Below are 17,607 nucleotides of genomic sequence, written 5' to 3' on the forward strand. Positions count from 1 at the left end.
CTAACTATTACTATTGGAAAACGACGCACCAAACGAAGTTATTCTAACAAACCGCCGTATACCGAACGGTACGTACGGTGGTGTGAGGAGACAGCAGGGAAACTAATTCCCTGCTTCTTACTCGATACTTTATGTTTTTTGCCGATACGTAACGGTCTTGAAAAAATACTGCAGATTGAGGGAGGTGAACCCTTAGTGAATGACCAGTCAAGCTGATCTTTTTTGACCAAGTCCCTACTGCATGCCAACAGCCAATTTTGTCCAATTGACAGTACTAAATTAAAAACTGCCTCGTAATTGCTTATGGGGCAGCTCCTTTGTTTTGTTTTTAATCCAATACTTGTGAATATAGAATATACGACGCGTAATAGAGAGCCGGATAAGTGGCAATATACGACCACAAAAAAGTATTGAGCCCCATTATCCGCCCAATGCCAATATGCAAACAAACGCCAAAGGCCAGTATAAACATGCAGATATCAGGAGGAAAAAGAAACGAAACGGATAAGAAACAATCTCCATATACCACCATCATGCCCAAAGCCCTCGCTACTGATCGGCTTTTTTGTGTAATTGCAAGTGCTTTTTTATTGCCATAAGAAGACGTTTTTAATATATCGATTACGTATTCTCCGTTGTACCATCCTATCTTCTGCATTTTCAGAAAACCAGAAGTGCCATAAGCCAACGCAGCCTGGGCTGCTATAAAAAATAGCGCGCAAGACATGCTGGTGCCAGTATTAATAACATTGGCAAACAATAGCGCGATACAACAAACTGTGGCCATTTGATCTGAACCATCATTGCTCTGCGAATTTCTGATCTGCATCAGAAGGTTTATGGCTGTAATCAGGAATAGGGGTATCACTGCGGATTGGTTTAACAGGATAATAGGTATTAGCGCTATAGCACTCAAAAGCCGGATGATGAGCACAAATAGTACATTGGGATATTTACAAACAAAATCAAGCTTTAATTTTCTGACATAAATCGCTAATTTTGGCCCCGAACGCTGTAGTTCCCAAGCCATTAATCCATCATGTTTATAAAGTCTATAATACCACAGTAGTTCCCCTGTTGCAATAATTGCCTGTACGGCTAAGATGATTTCTACCGCGTAAGTTAAAGTCAAAGCGTCATACTTCATGATTCTCTTTTTTTATCTGAAAATGCCAGTCTGAAATTAAAACTAAACGTGGTTTTGAAGTCGTATCGAATGTTTGTTCGGAAACGATTTTAAACTGCATGCCCCTGCTGTTCACATCGTTGTTTTTGTCCTGAAGGTAATTTAGCAGGTGACGGTACGAAATGCTTCTTGGTACAGCTTTTGGATTGGAGGAATGTTGCAGTTTAATGATCCTTCTTACATAGGTATTAAACGATTTCCTGGTCCGCTTATCGGGATACCAAAGCACAGATAAGGCCGTTCGCTCGGAAAAGAACGATACCCTTTTCCATTCAGTCGTCTTTAATGAAGGTTTGATCAACCTGTACTCCAGGTGAAAATCGCGTCGGATGGGTACAGGCGCGAAAAAACGGTAGTTTGGAATCAGGTGGAGTAGCCCTTGTCCGAAGATTTTTCTGATTTTTTCATTGTACTGGGAAATGCACGAACACACCCACCAAATAAACAGAATTAAAGCAAAACCATATTCGATTATATTCTGCATGCTGATCATTTAATTTAATTGGATGATTATGTATAAAATATTTATGATGCAGTTCATCAGGCTATTGCGACCGGCAGATCAGTTTTCCATTCCTGCTTTACTTCATAGCTGATGGTATCGTTGGATACAAACGATACGAGGCGGCCTCTTCCTCCTCTCGGCATTTCCTTAATTTTTACCAGCCTGAACCTGCATTCATCAGAACAGACAAATTTTATGGTTTGAGTGATGAGCGACATGGAAAAATTCCGGCCGGGACAACTTCGTTTGCCCATACCAAAGGGCATATATTTGAAGCCTTTTGATGCATCAGGCTCTAAAAAACGTTCGGGATAAAACTTATTGGGGTCTTTCCAGATGTTGCTGTTGCGGTGCAGATCAACTAGGGGTATCATAAATTCGGTCGCAAAACTATTAGGTTGCTGTTTTTCACCATCCTTCCTGGTTTGTTCATAACCAAACTGGCGGAAAGGTGGATAAAGCCTTAACACCTCCATTACAAAATAGCGTGTAAAACCAGGATCGTTTTGGATCTTTTTCTGATAACTGGGGCGTGCGGCCAGACAGAGCAGGGCAGATCCCATTGCTGATGCCAGGCTGAAGGAAGAAACCAGCATGCTTGTGATCTCTCCCCTGAACTGCTTCTTTGTAATTTTGCCGGACAACCTCAGCTCTTTTAGTGTTGCAAACCATGAATCTGGCTTTGGCAATGTAAAATCCAGTACCATTTGTTCCAACTTCGCAGAAATACGCTTCATATATAATACTTTTTTGAAAAAAAGATTGTCGAAGAGCCAGCGCACAGGTCGCAAGAACGGTAAGTGCAGCCTGAAAGAATACATCAATCCCTCTAAAACCAGTGAGCGTGATCCGTGCGGAAATTTGGTTTGTACGATGTAATCTTCAAGCGGCTTCAAAATTTCCACTTCCAGCATATTTGTGAGCATGATGCGATAGAGTTCAGGGATCAAGCTATCTGAAATCTGGATAGTTTTTTGCTCATTTACAAGTCCATTTACATCAAATAACCTTTCGGTAATTTGCTTGGCAATAGCCGGTATATCCTCGTCAATTGGCATGTAGGGGCGTGCAACACGCTTTAACCACATGGCATGCTCATCGTCGCTTACTACAATGGAATGATGGCTTAAATGAAACTCACTAATTAGTGCCATTACAAAACGCGAACGCGTAAATGGCGTTTTCGCATATGCGGCTATCCTTTCAGGATCTGATGAATACTCAATGCGGTTTTTAAGCCATGGCAGGGAATAGACTTTGCCACTTCCCTGCCATTTTAATAGATTACGCATGTTATAAATTGATCTTTTTGTCGAAGCGTCTTTTTAACCACCACAGTCTAACCGAGTGATAAGAGAGGCCCACCGTGAAAGCTACTTTTAATATCGCGAAACGGATGGCATAAGGAAGCCTGATCCTGGCAAAAGCACCAAGTCCATAAGCATATACCTCATTCACCATATCTACATCTTTAAATGTAGTGGCTTTTTGGTTCACCAGTTCTGCGGTTGCGATCCGGTAAAGATCCTTAGCGAGATCAAATTCACCCATTTTAATCAGAGCGGTAATTGGCCGGAGATGTTCTGTCCAGAACTGTTGCCACTCGGGTGCAGTTGAGCGTTGAACAATCAAAGGCGCAACTTTATAATAAAGCTGTACTGAGGCATTGTCCCTGTTCGAATTCATTTTGTTATCACGCAGATACCTGGCCAATGTTAAGGGTTCGCTGTCATCGGCCATTCCGAGGGTGTTTACCACTGCCGTTGTCAAAAAGCATGGACCTGGTTCAGGTTCTGGTTCAGGTTCTGGTTCTGGTTCTGGTTCTGGTTCTGGTTCTGGTTCAGGCTCAGGTTCAGGTTCCGGTTCCGCCTCTGGTTCTGCCTCTGGTTCTGCGCCTGCAGGATTATCTTGCGGGTTAAATTCTTGCGGATCATCAACAGGCCCGTTTCCTGGATCATCAGCCGCCTGCTGGCCTTGCGCCCTTGCATTCTGAATCAGCTCACTAAGATAATTGTAACCAGCACCAGCCAATTTCTTAATAATCTCAAAAGCTACCATGCTGGCCACACCCACACCGATCATAATTCCAACCTGTTCCCACTCATTTGTTTCTTTTTGCTGGGGCGTAGGCGACGGCGGTGGAGTTTGTCCTAAATTACCGTAAACATTGGGGCTACTTGGTTTAGTTGAGCCGGTTGGGTAAAAATAACCAAAGAAATTTGGACCTTTAAACGTACTGCCCGCCATTATAGGAAAATACGTCCACTGCATGTAGATTAATAAGGTATTGTTTCCGATGATGCAGTTGAAATAACTGGTAAAAGGACCGAATACAGTTGTTGATGCTGTTGTTCCCTGGAAGGTTACTTTCGATCCATCTGAGGAAATGTTTAACGTTGTGTTTGTTGAAGTATTGAGCGTGCAGGAGTAATTACCTGCCCAGATGCTGGGAAGATCTACTGTTGCCGGTGAAAGTGCCGCCGCCGAAGAATAAACACTTCTGCGTCCGCTTGACGTAATGGCACTCCCGCTACCGGTTGGATTAAGTGATACCACAACATTAAAATCAGTTGTCGGCGTGTTGTTATAGGTAACTACGCACGAAGAAAAAGTTAATGTACCGCTAAACCCAAATGAAGAAGATGCCATCACCAAAAACTCGCCAGAGTTATTCTGGAAAGCCGAAGACGAGGAAATATCAATCAGTGCACCTGTTGCCGCTGTAGCAACCTGTAGTTTCCAGCTTCCCTTGCCGTTATCGTATATCATAATTAGGATACTTGGGTTGCCCTGAGCATCAAATGTTTGATAGGTTCCGTAAAGGACAGAGGGTAGGGTTCCAAACGGTGGATAAGACGTGTTTGAACTTTTTCCGCTGCTTACCGCGGTATAGTCGCCTCCGATAACCGTGTTGATGGCACTGCTTACCTGATCAGTAGTTACACCTGTATAGCCAGATTTGGTAATATACGCCTGCACAGCGGCATCGGCTTGTGCAGCGGTTCCGCCACTTGCGAGCGCATTGTAATAAGTATCCTGTAGTACGGCGGTATTTCCCTGCTGTACCAGGCTGTTAAGAAAATCATTAGCGCTTGTAGGCACTAAATTTTGATTTGTGGATGTCTCTGTATCATTTTTCATAATTTGAGATTTGAGGATGTAAAAGATGGTTAAATGCTCATTTCAAAAAACTATCCTGCAGGTTTCGTTTTTCATTAGTAATATCTGGATTAATAGACAAGTTAGATATTTTAAAAATACACAACAATACTTATTTATTAGTAATTTTAAAAATGCATATTAACAACATTGAAGAATTTTTTTTCGTATTTTCATTAGAATCAAATACTTCATTTGCGATTTAACTCTTTTTACACGCCATCAAACCTAACGCCGTATCATTCCTTTATTTATTGTGTTCTGAGTTTTAATAGCCTGTCATTGAGTTGGATAACGTGATATGTGTTTCCAGGATGCTTATATGTTTATGTTGAAGTGGGGTTGATGAAGCGGGAGCCTATCGCTCTCAGCTGTGGACGCTCCTGCCGCTTTCCGTTTATCGTACTGATGGTCTAATATGGACCTATCGCGTCCAATATCATGTACCAGGCAGCAAAAGGTATTTTTAACGTTTATCAGAATATAGATATTATTTATCAGCCTTGTAATTTGATGAATATATTCGTACATTTTATAGATACATAATAGGATAAGCGCATCTTTTCCCATTTCTATTTACCGCAAATAAGTCCTATTTTTACTCATCAATGGACCAGGACTATGCTACATATGGTGATGACAGATTACTTTCGCTATTAATAGCCCGGGATAACAAGGCCTTTTCAGAAATTTATAGCAGATATTGGCCATTACTATACAGGCATGCCTTTCGAATGCTTAAAGAAGAGAGTGAGAGTGAGGATGTGGTTCAGGAAGTATTTACCAGGTTATGGCAGAAAGCACCTCAACTACCCGTTGATACATCCATTGGTGCCTATCTCTACGTTTCTATCAGAAATGCGATTCTGAATTTTTTTAGTAAAAGTCAGGTACACCATGCCTATCTGACAGATCTTGGTCAGTTTTTGGATCAGGCACAGGAAATTACCGATCATCTCATTAGAGAACGGATCCTGGCCAAGCTGATTGAAGAGGAAATTGAAAAACTTCCTCCCAGAATGCGCGAGGTTTTCGAACTAAAACGAAAACAAAATCTTTCCTACAAAGAGATTGCAGGTATTATGAATATCTCTGAACTCACCGTTAAAACACAGATGAATAAGGCTATTTCTACGCTGAGAAGCAAATTTGGTAGTCATTTGCCTTCCTTTTTTATCGCGTTGTAGCGCTTTTTCCAATAAATTAATAAAAAAGTAACTTTTTTTTAATGTTGCATACAACATTGGTGTGAGCTGCCTGTCATTACTATTATACTACCTATAAAAAAACATGAACAAACAAACTATAAGTGGATTTATCAGAGATTATCTGCATAATAAACTTAATGAAAAGCAAAAAGCCCAGCTTGAAACCTGGTATTTGTTAAAAGCTGAAGAAAATAAGTCGGTTGATCCGCCAATAGAATACGAGAAATTGGAAGCAAAAATCTGGAATAAAATTCTTTCTGATGTTTCGCAAACGGAAGCGGAATTGCCTAAAGTTCAGAAGCTGAATAGGCCTTACAAAAGAATAATTTCAATAGGAATTGCCGCAAGCATATTATTGATAGCTGGCTTAGGTTATTTGACACTTAAAAATAACGATACCACTCCAGACCAGTTTGTTATCGCAAAAAAATATGACCTGCCTGCTGGTACTGATAAGGCCATATTAACTTTATCTGACGGTAAGGTAATCGATTTAAATAAGGATGCTGTCGGGAAAATTGCTACTGAAGCTGGTATTGAAATTACCAAAGCTGCTGATGGAACTTTGATTTATAAAACTTTAAATACAGGCAAAAGTGATGGGTTTAATACCATTACCACGCCTATTGGCGGGCAATATGCAGTTATATTACCTGATGGATCAAAAGTTTGGCTAAATGCAGGGTCTTCTTTAAAATATCCAACAGCATTTGCGGCAAGTGGAAGAAACGTAACCTTAACAGGGGAGGGATACTTTGAGGTGGCGCATATGGAAGGGACTAAAGGAAGAGTGCCATTTACCGTAACCGTACTTAAAAACCAAATGCAATCAGAAAAAGTGGAGGTGTTAGGTACACATTTCAACATCAATGCTTATGCTGATGAACCTTTTATTAACACTACTTTATTAATGGGGAGTGTAAAGGTTGCTTTAAGCAATAACAAGACTACATTACTTAGACCCGGGCAGCGGGCCAGGTTAAGTAATGAAAACATACAGGTACAACAGGCAGATACGGAAATGGCGGTTGCCTGGAAAAACGGAGAATTTGTATTCAGGGAAGATTTAAGAAGTGCGATGAGAAAGGTAGCGCGATGGTATGATGTGGAAATCGTTTATGACGAGACTGCACCAGAAAATTTGATGCTTGGCGGTTGGATGTCGAGAGGTACCAATATTTCAGAAGTACTCAACCATATTCAGTTAACCGGAAAAGTTCACTTTAAACTTGAAGGAAGGAGGGTAATCGTTTCTAAATAACATTGAAAACGATTCCAAAAAAAAACAGAGGTGCTTGGCGGCACCCCTGAATAATTGGCAGTCGACTATAAATATCAACTAATCACGCATAAGGTCTTGATTTCGAAGCCCAGGCCAAATGCAATAAACCAAACAAACAAATGTATAAAAATTTTAATTCACCAGGGTTGCCCAACAGGCAGCTCCGCAAACTGCTACTCGTTATGCGACTGACGGCTGTGATTTTCTTGGCGGCTTTAATGCAATTAAGTGCATCAACCAAGGCACAAAAAGTTTCCATTGTCGAAAAAAATGCGCCGCTGGAACGCGTATTAAAAGAAATTCGCCGACAAAGCGGATATAATATTATCTATGATCTTAACCTGATCCTCGATGCCAAGCCGGTATCTATACAGGTGAACCAGGTTAATGTTTTGGAAGCAGTTCAAAAGTCGTTAAATAACCAGCCGCTTACTTTTTCTGTTGATGGCAAAACCATTGTAATCAAGGAAAGAAGTATGGCAGATAAACTGGTAGATCTGGTAAAAGACATTGATGTTAAGGTAAGCATCAGAGATTCGTTAGGACGTCCGCTTCCCGGAGCTAATGTGTACAATAAAACCATTAACAAAATGTACGTTACAGATAAAGAAGGCGATATCCTGATTAAGGATGTGCCGGCTAATGGTTATGTATTACTGATCTCGTATATAGGATATAAAGGGGAGGAGATTTTTGTGGATAGAAAGACCGTTACCTATTACGTAAAATTAACGGCGGCTTCATCAGCGTTGGAAGAGGTTAGTGTAGTATCTAACGGTTACCAGAAAATTAGTAAAGAGCGGGCAGCTGGTGCTTACTCGGTAGTTACGGGTAAAGAACTGGAAGCTAACCCTGCTGTTAATATCATGGAGCGGTTGGAAGGTCAGGTGGCAGGCGTAAAGTTTGACATTAAAGCAAACAGTATACAAATAAGAGGGGTGAACAATTACGCCGGTGGTAGTGGAACCCCATTAATTGTTTTAGATGGATTTCCATTAATGGATCCAAGTGACCGCGCACAATTAACAAAAACAAATGGCGCTGGTTGGGGTAATTCTATTATAAGTAATATCAACATTGCTGATATTGAGCAGATTACTTTTTTGAAAGATGCTTCAGCAACTTCTATCTGGGGTTTTAGAGCAGCAAATGGTGTAATTGTGATTGAAACTAAAAAAGGCAGAAAAATTGCGCCAACCTTAAATGTGGGTTACACATTTGGTATTTCAAAAAATCCTTCAATAAAAGATTTGCACTGGATGAACAGTGCGCAGTATGTTGATTTAGAGCAGGAAATGGTTGATAAGGGATTAATAGCTGATCCTGCATCTGCAACACCTGGAAATGAAGTTTACACGCAGAACAATAGTGAAGCTACTGAATGGATGTTCAGGTATAAAAGAGGTGCAATAACCCTGGCACAGCGCGACGCTGCTTTAGCAGAGATTGGATCAAGAAATGGATCTCAACAGATAGAAAAATATTTGTTGCAGAACGCCATTAATCATCAGTATAATCTTTCTTATTCAGGCGGATCTGAAAACAGTACTTATTATGTTTCAGGAAACTATACAAAAGACACGCCTATTTTTAAAAGCAATTACGGAGAGAATGCATTTGTAAACGCAAATACATCAACTGATTTCCTGAATAAAAAAGTAACCTTAAGGGCGTTGTTCAACTATCAGTATACAAAATCTCAATATAATCCGGCGGCAGCCAATGCAGTATCCGTAAGTACCACAGCGCTCCGCCCGTATGATCTTTTAATTGATGCAAATGGAAACAGCATTGGCAGAAACATTATTTTTCGTGATGATTTTGCCAATAAAATGGTTGGACAAGGTTATCTGCCATTCACTTATAACACTTTGGATGAATTAAATTATTCAAATTCCATTGCCAGAAACAATGTACTTAGAATGAGCGCTGGGTTAAATGGTAAAATAGCAAAATGGTTAAATGCCGATCTATCTATCTCCAACCAACGCCAGTTTGGAAATACTTACACGCTTGATGAACTAAATAGTTATACAGGCAGGATATTGGTAAATACATTTTCTCCATTGGTTAATGGCAAAGCTTCCAACGGACTTATTTACGGCGGTCGTTACATCACCTATGGAACCTCATCGTCAGAAACCTCATTAAGAGGTCAACTAAATTCTGATTTTAATATCGGTGGTAAACATCAGTTCAATGCCATTGCAGGTAGTGAAATTAGGGAAACACGATCTGAAAGCACCAACGAAACGAGATACGGATATGATGAGGATACCCGGTCGATTAAAACTGTGAACCCTACCCAACTTTATCCAACTTTATATGGTTATTCTCAATCATTAGGTGCTAACTTAAGTGGCTTGGGCGCTTCACGTAAAAGATATATGTCTTATTACAGTAATGCGTCTTACAGTTATATGGATAAGTACTTCATTACCGGTAGCGTACGGTTTGATGATTATACCTTGTTGGGTTTGGATAGAAGTAAAAGAGCCAAACCATTTTGGTCAGTTGGTTTAAGATGGAATGCAAACAAGGAAGCATTTTTAAAGGATCTAAACTGGCTTGATGCATTTAGTGTACGTGCTACGCTTGGTACCGCTGGTGTTGTTCCTACTTCTGGTACCAATGTGCCGCTACTCAATATCTCTGGTACAGATTTTAGAACTAACCTTCCGTACGCAAATATCGAAGTTCCAGCCAATTCAGAGTTAGGCTGGGAAACTACCAAAATGGCCAATTTAGGTTTTGATTTTGGTTTATTAAAAGGTAGATTGAACGGCAGCTTTGACGTTTATACTAAAAGAACTCATGGCATCTTGACTCAATTTCCTTTCAACGCTACTTATGGCTGGTCGATCTTGAGTTTCAATAGCGGAACTTTGAGCGGTCATGGCTACGAATTCTCTTTAAATGGAGAAGTGATCAAGGCTGGCAGATTTAGCTGGAAATCAATACTTAATGTTGGCTATAATACTAATAAGGTTAACGATTCACGGTTTATTAATAATGGTAGCACTATTGCTGGTAATGCTGCGGTAATCGAAGGTGTTCCTTTAGGTACACTATATGTTTATCGTTTCGCCGGACTTGATAATAAAGGACAAACTCAGATTTTTGACCGTAACAATAATATAATCAACAATACGACTACGCTTACATCTGCATTTACGAAAGAAGATTTGGTAAACGTAGGTAGGCTGTACGCTCCTTTTAGTTCAGGTTTCAACCACAACTTTAAGTATGGTCAGTTTGATTTGGGGATAAGATTTACAGGTTACTTCGGGCATGTTTTTCTGAAGAACACTATTACCAATTCTAACTATCCTTCTGCAACAACTTTTGCCTATTCAGGCGTTCTGGGAAGAGCAGGTGAAATCGCTGATCGCTGGAGAAAGCCTGGTGATGAGGCTTTTACAGATGTTCCTGGAATAGCTAATGTGAATTTTAACAGTATCAATCGCTATCGCTTCTCGGATGCCGTGGTTAGGAAAGCAGATAACATCCGTTTACAGCAAATTTCGCTGGCCTATATTGTTCCGCAACGGTATCTCCCTCGCAACTTCGTAAAATCAGTATCCGTTTCTGCCAATGTAAGAAATCTGGGGATTGTTTGGAGAGCCAATAAAGATGGTATCGATCCGGAATATATCAACAATGGAAACTTTGGTAGCATCACGCCTACGCCTAGTTATGTTTTTGGAATAAACGCAACACTATAATTAACATGAAAAAGAGATATTCGATTATATTGTTTGCTTTAGCAATTGCTATGGCAGGCTGCAGAAAATATGTGGAGATTGATCAACTTTCAATCAGAACGTTAAAATACACCTCCGACTATAGAAATACATTAAACAATAACAATGTTTTAGAAGGCACATTTTCATATCCGATTTTATCGGGTGATGATATTGAAATTACTGATCAGGTAAGGCAAAATGCGCTAAGCTCAGCATCTGCTGATATTTTTGCAAATGTGTATACCTGGGCAAGTAAATATACTTCCGATACTCAAAGCGACGGTGATTGGGAAAGACAGTACAAAACCATCTATGTGTGCAACGAAGTTTTACAAGGTGTATTGACTGCACAAGGTGGTAGCGAAACTGAAAAACAAACCATTTATGCTGAAGCATTGGTTCATCGTGCCTACGCTTATTTAATATTGGTAAATATGTACGGCAAGCAGTACAACAGTGTGACTGCCGCTACTGATTTGGGGGTTCCACTGCTTACCACGCCTAACCTGTATACTAAATTAAATAGAGCTCCGGTAGCTGAAGTTTATTCCCAGATTCTTAAGGATTTAAGAACATCAATAAGCCGTTTACCGGCCATTGCTGATTTTAATGTACGTCCGAGTAAGGCTGCGGCTTACGCTTTGTTCTCAAAAACTTACCTGAGCATGCGTGATTTTAATAATGCTGCTTTATATGCTGATAGTACCTTAGCCTTGCAAAGTGGTTTGATCGATTTAAAGGCTTATGAAAATACGCCGATGTCGCTTCCGGTGAGACTGGTAAATCCCGAGGTCATATTTTCCAAAATTGCGAATGTGGTTATTCCCGCTACCTCATTAAACAACGATTTGCTTACATCTTTAGGCACAACAGATTTGCGATATAAGATATATACAGATGTTAGAAGCAGATTTCCTGGTCAGTTTAGCACCACATTTACAGGAAGGGCTTCATGCAAATATCTGGTAAATGGTGAGTTTGTTATCAATAATGGCCCATCGGTACCAGAAATCATGCTCATCAAAGCAGAATGCTTAGCGAGAGCAGGCCAAACTGCAGATGCCATGACGGTTGTAAATAACTTAAGGGTTAAGCGTTTTAACAATGCCAATTATGTGCCTTTAACAGCCTCATCTGCTGCTGATGCCTTGCGGATTGTAGTGGAAGAAAAAAGAAAGGAGCTGTTTGGTACAGGTTTACGCTGGTTTGATCAAAAAAGATTAATGCTTGATGATGCCTTTACCCAAACGAAAACCCGCAATTATAAAGGAATAGATTACACGCTCACACCAAATTCTAATCGCTACACCTATCCGATAGGTGATAAGTATATTTTATTAAACCCCGAATTGCAACAAAATCCGAGATAATCTACGGAGAGCTTATGAAAAAAAATCTTTTACTGAATGGTCTGCTACTGCTTTGCCCTTTTTTTTGGCAGCAGCTGGCTGCCCAGACCTTGACCTGGAAACCAGAATTGTTAAGGCAAAATCAACCTGCTACATTTTATTATCAGGCAAAGGGCGGCGACCTTGAATTTAGCGATGAACCAAAAGCAACACTGGCTTATTTTAATGGCAAACGCTGGGCATCTGTACCGCTAACACTGAAAAAGGAAAATGATCAGTGGCAGGCAAGTTATACCTTGCCCAATAACGCCGTTTTTTTGGCGCTTAAATTTTACCAGGGCGCTTCAATGACGCCGGAAGCAATCGATAATAACCAGGGTAAAGGTTACTTTACAAAGGTTTTAGGTAGCAACGACAAGGAACAGCGTGGCAGTTATCTGGCAGAAGCTGCATTGCGGTCTAACTTAACTGGCGACTGGAGTTTAAATGATTTTGTTTCGGCGGCAAAAAATGCCCAAACCACTGATTCCTTGTTAAAAAAGGAAGAAAAGATTTCTGGAAAACCATCTGGCCCGTTACTCTTTACCTATCTTGATTTGAAACGTTTGACAATGCCGCCAGAAAAGTTTGATGCCTTTGCTGATGCAACAATACAGGCTATGCTTAAGAAAGAAAAGTTCAGCGACGCCTTGTTAGCAGAAGCCCATGGTTATTATATCCGGGAGAAAAGGGATCAGCAAGCAAAGGAAATAGAAAAGCTGATTTTCCAATATCAGCCCAAATGCGGAACTGCAAAATTATTAAGCTTCCGTGCGGCAACCAAAGGAGCCTCACCAGAGGTCTATCAGGCGGCATCCGAAGATTTTCTTAAAAAATATCCTTATGCAGAATGGAAGAAAAATCCCGATGACAAAGGTTTCTTATATTATGAGATCTATAGAGGGTTGGCTACCAGATACTTTGATGGTAATCAGATCGATAAGTTCTTATCCCTGTTTAAGGATATTGATTTTAGAACAGCCAACGAAATTTATCGTTGGAACATTACGCGGAATCAAATGTCCATGTCCGGTAAAGCAGATTATAAATTACTTTATGAGCTGAGCAAAAAGATCATTCCTTACTTATTGGAACGCCAGCGTGATCAGTCTTATCTAACCGACTTCGGTAGGGATGCGGTTAAAGCACAGGAAAACGCCGATAAGCAAATGAACGATCGCTTATTTACCCATATTGCTTTAGCCATTAACCAAAAGGATTTTGCCGCAGCAAAGAACTTTTTCCAATACCTGTCTAAAGACGGAACTTATAGTAATGCCGACATGAATGCAATGCATCTTCGTGTATTAAGCGAACTGAAAGATGACAAGGCCATCAAATCCTTACTGGAAAATAGTGTTGCAGCCAATGCAGTTACGCCTGAAATGTTTGCTAAGTTGAAAGAATTGTATAGAAGCGAACACCAGGGCCAGGAAAAAGGCTATGAGGAATACTTATCATCTCTGATGCCAAATGATAAAAAAGCAGAAATGAGGGCGCATGTAATGGCCAACATGGTCAATTATCCATTAAAGCCTTTCAGCCTGGAAGATGCCAATGGTAAAATGGTAAATTCTAACGATTGGGGAAATAAAATAGTAGTGATTGACTTTTGGGCCACCTGGTGCAGACCTTGTATTGAAGCTTTTCCTGGCATGCAATTGCTGATAGATCAATATGCAAAAGATCCAAATGTTGCGGTTTATATGATTGGTACCATGCAATTTGGTGATTATAAAGCCAAATCGGTAAACTTTGTTAAGAGCCAGGGTTATCGTTTTAACCTTTTGCATGATGCAGTTCTCCCTAATGGAGAGCAGGCAGCGGTTTTCTTAAGCCTAAAGCCGCTATTTAAGTCGTCAGCCATTCCACGTAAAATCATCGTAAAAAACGGCGTTGTGCGCTATTCTTCTGAAGGATATTCCGGTAGCCCGAGCCAGTTAAGCGATGAATTATCAACCGCCATTGAGATTTTAAGAGCAGAGAAATAATGATAAGAAAAACGATAATTACAGCTTTTTTTTTCTTCTGGATAGGGCTTTCCGTTCAGGCACAGATGAATCCGAAGATTAAGCTTCAGGATGCCTTAAAGCTAATCCAGGATAACTATGTAGATCCGGTTAACGATGAACCAGTAGTAGATGCCGCCATCAAGGGCATGTTGAGCAGCCTTGATCCTCATTCCAGCTACATCAGCCGCGAAGAGGTAGAGGCCATGAACGAATCCATGTCAGGAAGTTTTGCTGGCATTGGAATCGGTTTTGCAATGATTTCAGACAGTACATTTATCATCAGTGTCAATCCGGATGGACCTGCGGCAAAAGCAGGCTTAAAAGTAGGCGATCAGATTGTAAACGTAGATAGTCAGACAATTCTTGGCAAAAACCTGAAAAACCAGGAAGTGATGCGGTTACTGAGGGGAGAGAAAGGAAAAGCTGTTGACCTGGCTATCAGGCGTAAAGGACAGCCAATGCTTTTACAATTCAAGGTAATGCGTGAGCAGATTGCCGAGTTATCCATTACGGCCAGTTACATGGTTACCAGACAGATCGGTTATATTGCGCTGTCTGTTTTCAGTCAGTCTACCCGCCGGGAAATGGATGCCGCCTTAAAAAGCTTGAAAGCGCAGGGCATGACCAAACTGATTCTCGATTTACAGATGAATGGGGGAGGCATAGTAGACATGGCTATTGGCGTGGCGGATGAATTTCTTCCTCCTGAAAAAACTGTTTTTTATTCAGTTACCAATACAGGTGTGAAGGATTATTTTCTCACCGGTGGTTACGGGCAGTTTATGGATGGCGAATTGGTGGTTTTGGTTGACGAATCTACTGCTTCTTCAAGCGAAATCCTGACCGGTGCTTTACAAGACTGGGATCGGGCCGTAATTGTTGGACGCAGAACTTTTGGAAAGGGATTGATGCAGAAAGGATTTCCATTAAGTGATGGTTCGGTAATCAGGTTAACAGCCGCTCGCTATTATACGCCTTCAGGCCGATCCATCCAGAAACCTTACACCAAAGGCAAAGCTGATTATTTTGAAGATTTTAACCGGAGGATGGCTTCAGGTGAATTGAAAGAAGCAGGGCATTATCATTTTCCAGATTCGCTTAAATATACTACACTTAATCATAAAAGAACGGTGTATGGTGGTGGCGGTATCATGCCAGATCAGTTTGTTCCAATAGACACGGCATTATATAGCACCTGGCTGAATCAGACCATGAACAGTGGTTTAGTGAATAAAGTAACCTTTGAGCTGGTGCAGCAGAATCGTAGTCAGCTAACCGCTAATTATCCTGATTTTGAAGCCTTTGATAAGGGTTTTAAAGTAGAAGAAACCATGATTGACGGGATTTTTGACGCCGCGGAAAAACTTCGGATCAAAATGCCTGCAAAAACAGATCAGGTTGTAAGAAAAACCATCCGGATAGAACTAAAGGCCGGCATAGCCGATATGTTATATGTAGGTAAGGGTTATGCCCTGCGCGTTCGTAACGAAGCCAGCGCCGCCTTTGATACGGCCTTATCTATTCTCAACTCAAAAGCCACTTACAATAAATTATTGGCAGGAAGTACCACCAGTAAATCATCTCCTAATCAAAAGAAAAAAAACTAACATGAAAAAATTAATAATTGGTGCAATAGCTGCACTTTATTCCCTGAGCGCAACCGCACAAACCGGATATACCATAAAAGGTCAGATCGGAAAGCTGGGTAAGCCTGCCAAAGCTTTTTTGCTAACCAAAATTGATGGCAAGCAGATTCTGGATTCAGTTCCGCTGGTAAATGGAAGCTTTACCTTTAAGGGCAAGGTTTCTTCCCCTATTGAAGCAATCGTGCGTTTGAAACATGATGATGCCATTGAGATTCCGGGCAAAAGAATAAATGTAGATGGGGTGAGTTTGATATTGGATAACGAAAACATTACCATTACCGGTAAAGACTCATTAAAAACGGCTGTGGTTAAAGGATCTGCCCAGACCGAAGAAAGCCGCCGTGTAGATGATCTTCTTCGTCCCATTTATAACAAATTGCAAGCCTTGAATAAGGAATATCAGGATATGCCTGAAGCTAAAAAACAGGATAAAGCTGTGATCCAGGATTTAGAAAAACGGGCAAACGCTATAGAAAAAGAAATTGTTGACGCTAAAATCAGTTATGTGAAAAATAATCCAGATAGTTTCATGTCGCTGATGGCTTTAAACTCCACTTTAGCTCCGGGTTTCGACGCGGTGGAAATGGAAAAAGTATACCTGACCATCAATCCGAAGTTAAGAGATTCATATTTCGGTAAAGAGGTTGGCCTGCGCATCGCTACTTTCAAAAAAACACAGGAGGGCGTAGAGGCCCAGGATTTTGCCCAGCCTGATGTTGACGGAAAAATGGTTAAACTTTCTGATTACCGCGGAAAATATGTTTTGGTCGATTTCTGGGCTTCATGGTGTGCGCCATGCCGTAGAGAGAACCCAAACCTGGTTAAGGTTTATGAGCAGTATAAATCAAAAGGATTTGAAATTTTAGGTGTTTCGCTTGATAAAGCTGCTGACAAAGCGAAATGGATTAAAGCGATAGCAGACGATAAACTGACCTGGAAACAGGTGGGTGATTTAAAAGGATGGGAAAATGAGGCTGCGGCTAGATATGAGGTTAAAGCTATTCCTATGAATTTTTTGATCGATCCAAGCGGAAAAATTATCGCCAAAGAACTTAGAGGTCCGGCACTGGAGTCGAAAATCAAAGAAATATTTGACGGACGCGCCAAGTAAAAAATCTTATAGTTAATGATGATTAATGCAGGTTGACGGATGTCGCCTGCATTTTTTTTATCATTTGTTTTGGACAAATCAATTGACTACAGGATTAAAGTCATGGCCTAGCAGGATATCTGACAACCTAAGCTAGATTAATAATATGCTTTAACTTGTTTTATTTGGCGCCTTGGATGCACGAAAGACCCTGAACTTGTTTCAGGGTCTTTCGTGCTAAAAAGATGCTGAAATGAATTCACTGTTGTCCGGAGAAAATATTTTTTGCTTATAAAAAAGGGCAGCGATAAAAGCTACCCTTTGTGCTGTTATATTTGAGTTACCACACCTAAATACAACATGGGCAAAAATACATTTTTTACCG

The 17,607-nt window shown here is 40.6% G+C and carries 11 protein-coding genes; 7 read left to right on the forward strand and 4 right to left on the reverse strand.

The window, feature by feature from the left end:
• Nucleotides 1-328: 328 nt before the first annotated feature.
• From ACFE6N_RS23165 to ACFE6N_RS23180, 4 genes are read right to left on the reverse strand one after another with little or no spacing between them, the layout of a single operon-like run.
• Complete coding sequence (locus ACFE6N_RS23165; protein ID WP_378940249.1) at nt 329-1,147, reverse strand: hypothetical protein; 819 nt, start codon at nt 1,145-1,147, stop codon at nt 329-331.
• A complete protein-coding gene (locus tag ACFE6N_RS23170; protein WP_378940251.1) occupies nt 1,137-1,670 on the reverse strand; it encodes a hypothetical protein in 534 nt (177 codons plus the stop codon). Before ACFE6N_RS23170 ends, ACFE6N_RS23165 begins: the two co-directional genes overlap by 11 nt.
• A gap of 56 nt (nt 1,671-1,726) precedes the next feature.
• Complete coding sequence (locus ACFE6N_RS23175) at nt 1,727-2,983, reverse strand: cytochrome P450 (protein ID WP_378940253.1); 1,257 nt, start codon at nt 2,981-2,983, stop codon at nt 1,727-1,729.
• A gap of 1 nt (nt 2,984) precedes the next feature.
• The gene (locus ACFE6N_RS23180; protein WP_378940255.1) at nt 2,985-4,832 is read right to left on the reverse strand and encodes a hypothetical protein; all 1,848 of its coding nucleotides are present in this window, start codon (nt 4,830-4,832) and stop codon (nt 2,985-2,987) included.
• A gap of 626 nt (nt 4,833-5,458) precedes the next feature.
• Here ACFE6N_RS23180 and ACFE6N_RS23185 point away from each other — a divergent pair.
• From ACFE6N_RS23185 to ACFE6N_RS23215, 7 genes are all read left to right on the forward strand, one after another.
• On the forward strand, nt 5,459-6,037 hold the full coding sequence (locus tag ACFE6N_RS23185) for an RNA polymerase sigma factor (RefSeq protein WP_378940257.1): 579 nt from the start codon (nt 5,459-5,461) through the stop codon (nt 6,035-6,037).
• Nucleotides 6,038-6,140: 103 nt separating this feature from the next.
• Nucleotides 6,141-7,319, forward strand: coding sequence for a FecR family protein (locus ACFE6N_RS23190; protein WP_378940259.1), 1,179 nt, complete (start codon nt 6,141-6,143; stop codon nt 7,317-7,319).
• A gap of 140 nt (nt 7,320-7,459) precedes the next feature.
• Nucleotides 7,460-11,065: a SusC/RagA family TonB-linked outer membrane protein gene (locus tag ACFE6N_RS23195; protein ID WP_378940261.1), complete on the forward strand. Its 3,606-nt coding sequence runs from the start codon at nt 7,460-7,462 to the stop codon at nt 11,063-11,065.
• A gap of 5 nt (nt 11,066-11,070) precedes the next feature.
• Complete coding sequence (locus ACFE6N_RS23200; protein WP_378940263.1) at nt 11,071-12,456, forward strand: RagB/SusD family nutrient uptake outer membrane protein; 1,386 nt, start codon at nt 11,071-11,073, stop codon at nt 12,454-12,456.
• A gap of 14 nt (nt 12,457-12,470) precedes the next feature.
• On the forward strand, nt 12,471-14,465 hold the full coding sequence (locus tag ACFE6N_RS23205; protein ID WP_378940265.1) for a TlpA family protein disulfide reductase: 1,995 nt from the start codon (nt 12,471-12,473) through the stop codon (nt 14,463-14,465).
• The gene (locus tag ACFE6N_RS23210) at nt 14,465-16,093 is read left to right on the forward strand and encodes a S41 family peptidase (RefSeq protein WP_378940267.1); all 1,629 of its coding nucleotides are present in this window, start codon (nt 14,465-14,467) and stop codon (nt 16,091-16,093) included. The genes ACFE6N_RS23205 and ACFE6N_RS23210 overlap by 1 nt, the downstream gene beginning before the upstream one ends.
• A 1-nt stretch (nt 16,094) precedes the next feature.
• On the forward strand, nt 16,095-17,243 hold the full coding sequence (locus ACFE6N_RS23215; protein ID WP_378940269.1) for a redoxin domain-containing protein: 1,149 nt from the start codon (nt 16,095-16,097) through the stop codon (nt 17,241-17,243).
• Nucleotides 17,244-17,607: the final 364 nt, after the last annotated feature.

It is taken from the genome of Pedobacter sp. BG31 (assembly GCF_042464845.1).
Classification (GTDB): Bacteria; Bacteroidota; Bacteroidia; order Sphingobacteriales; family Sphingobacteriaceae; genus Pedobacter; species Pedobacter suwonensis.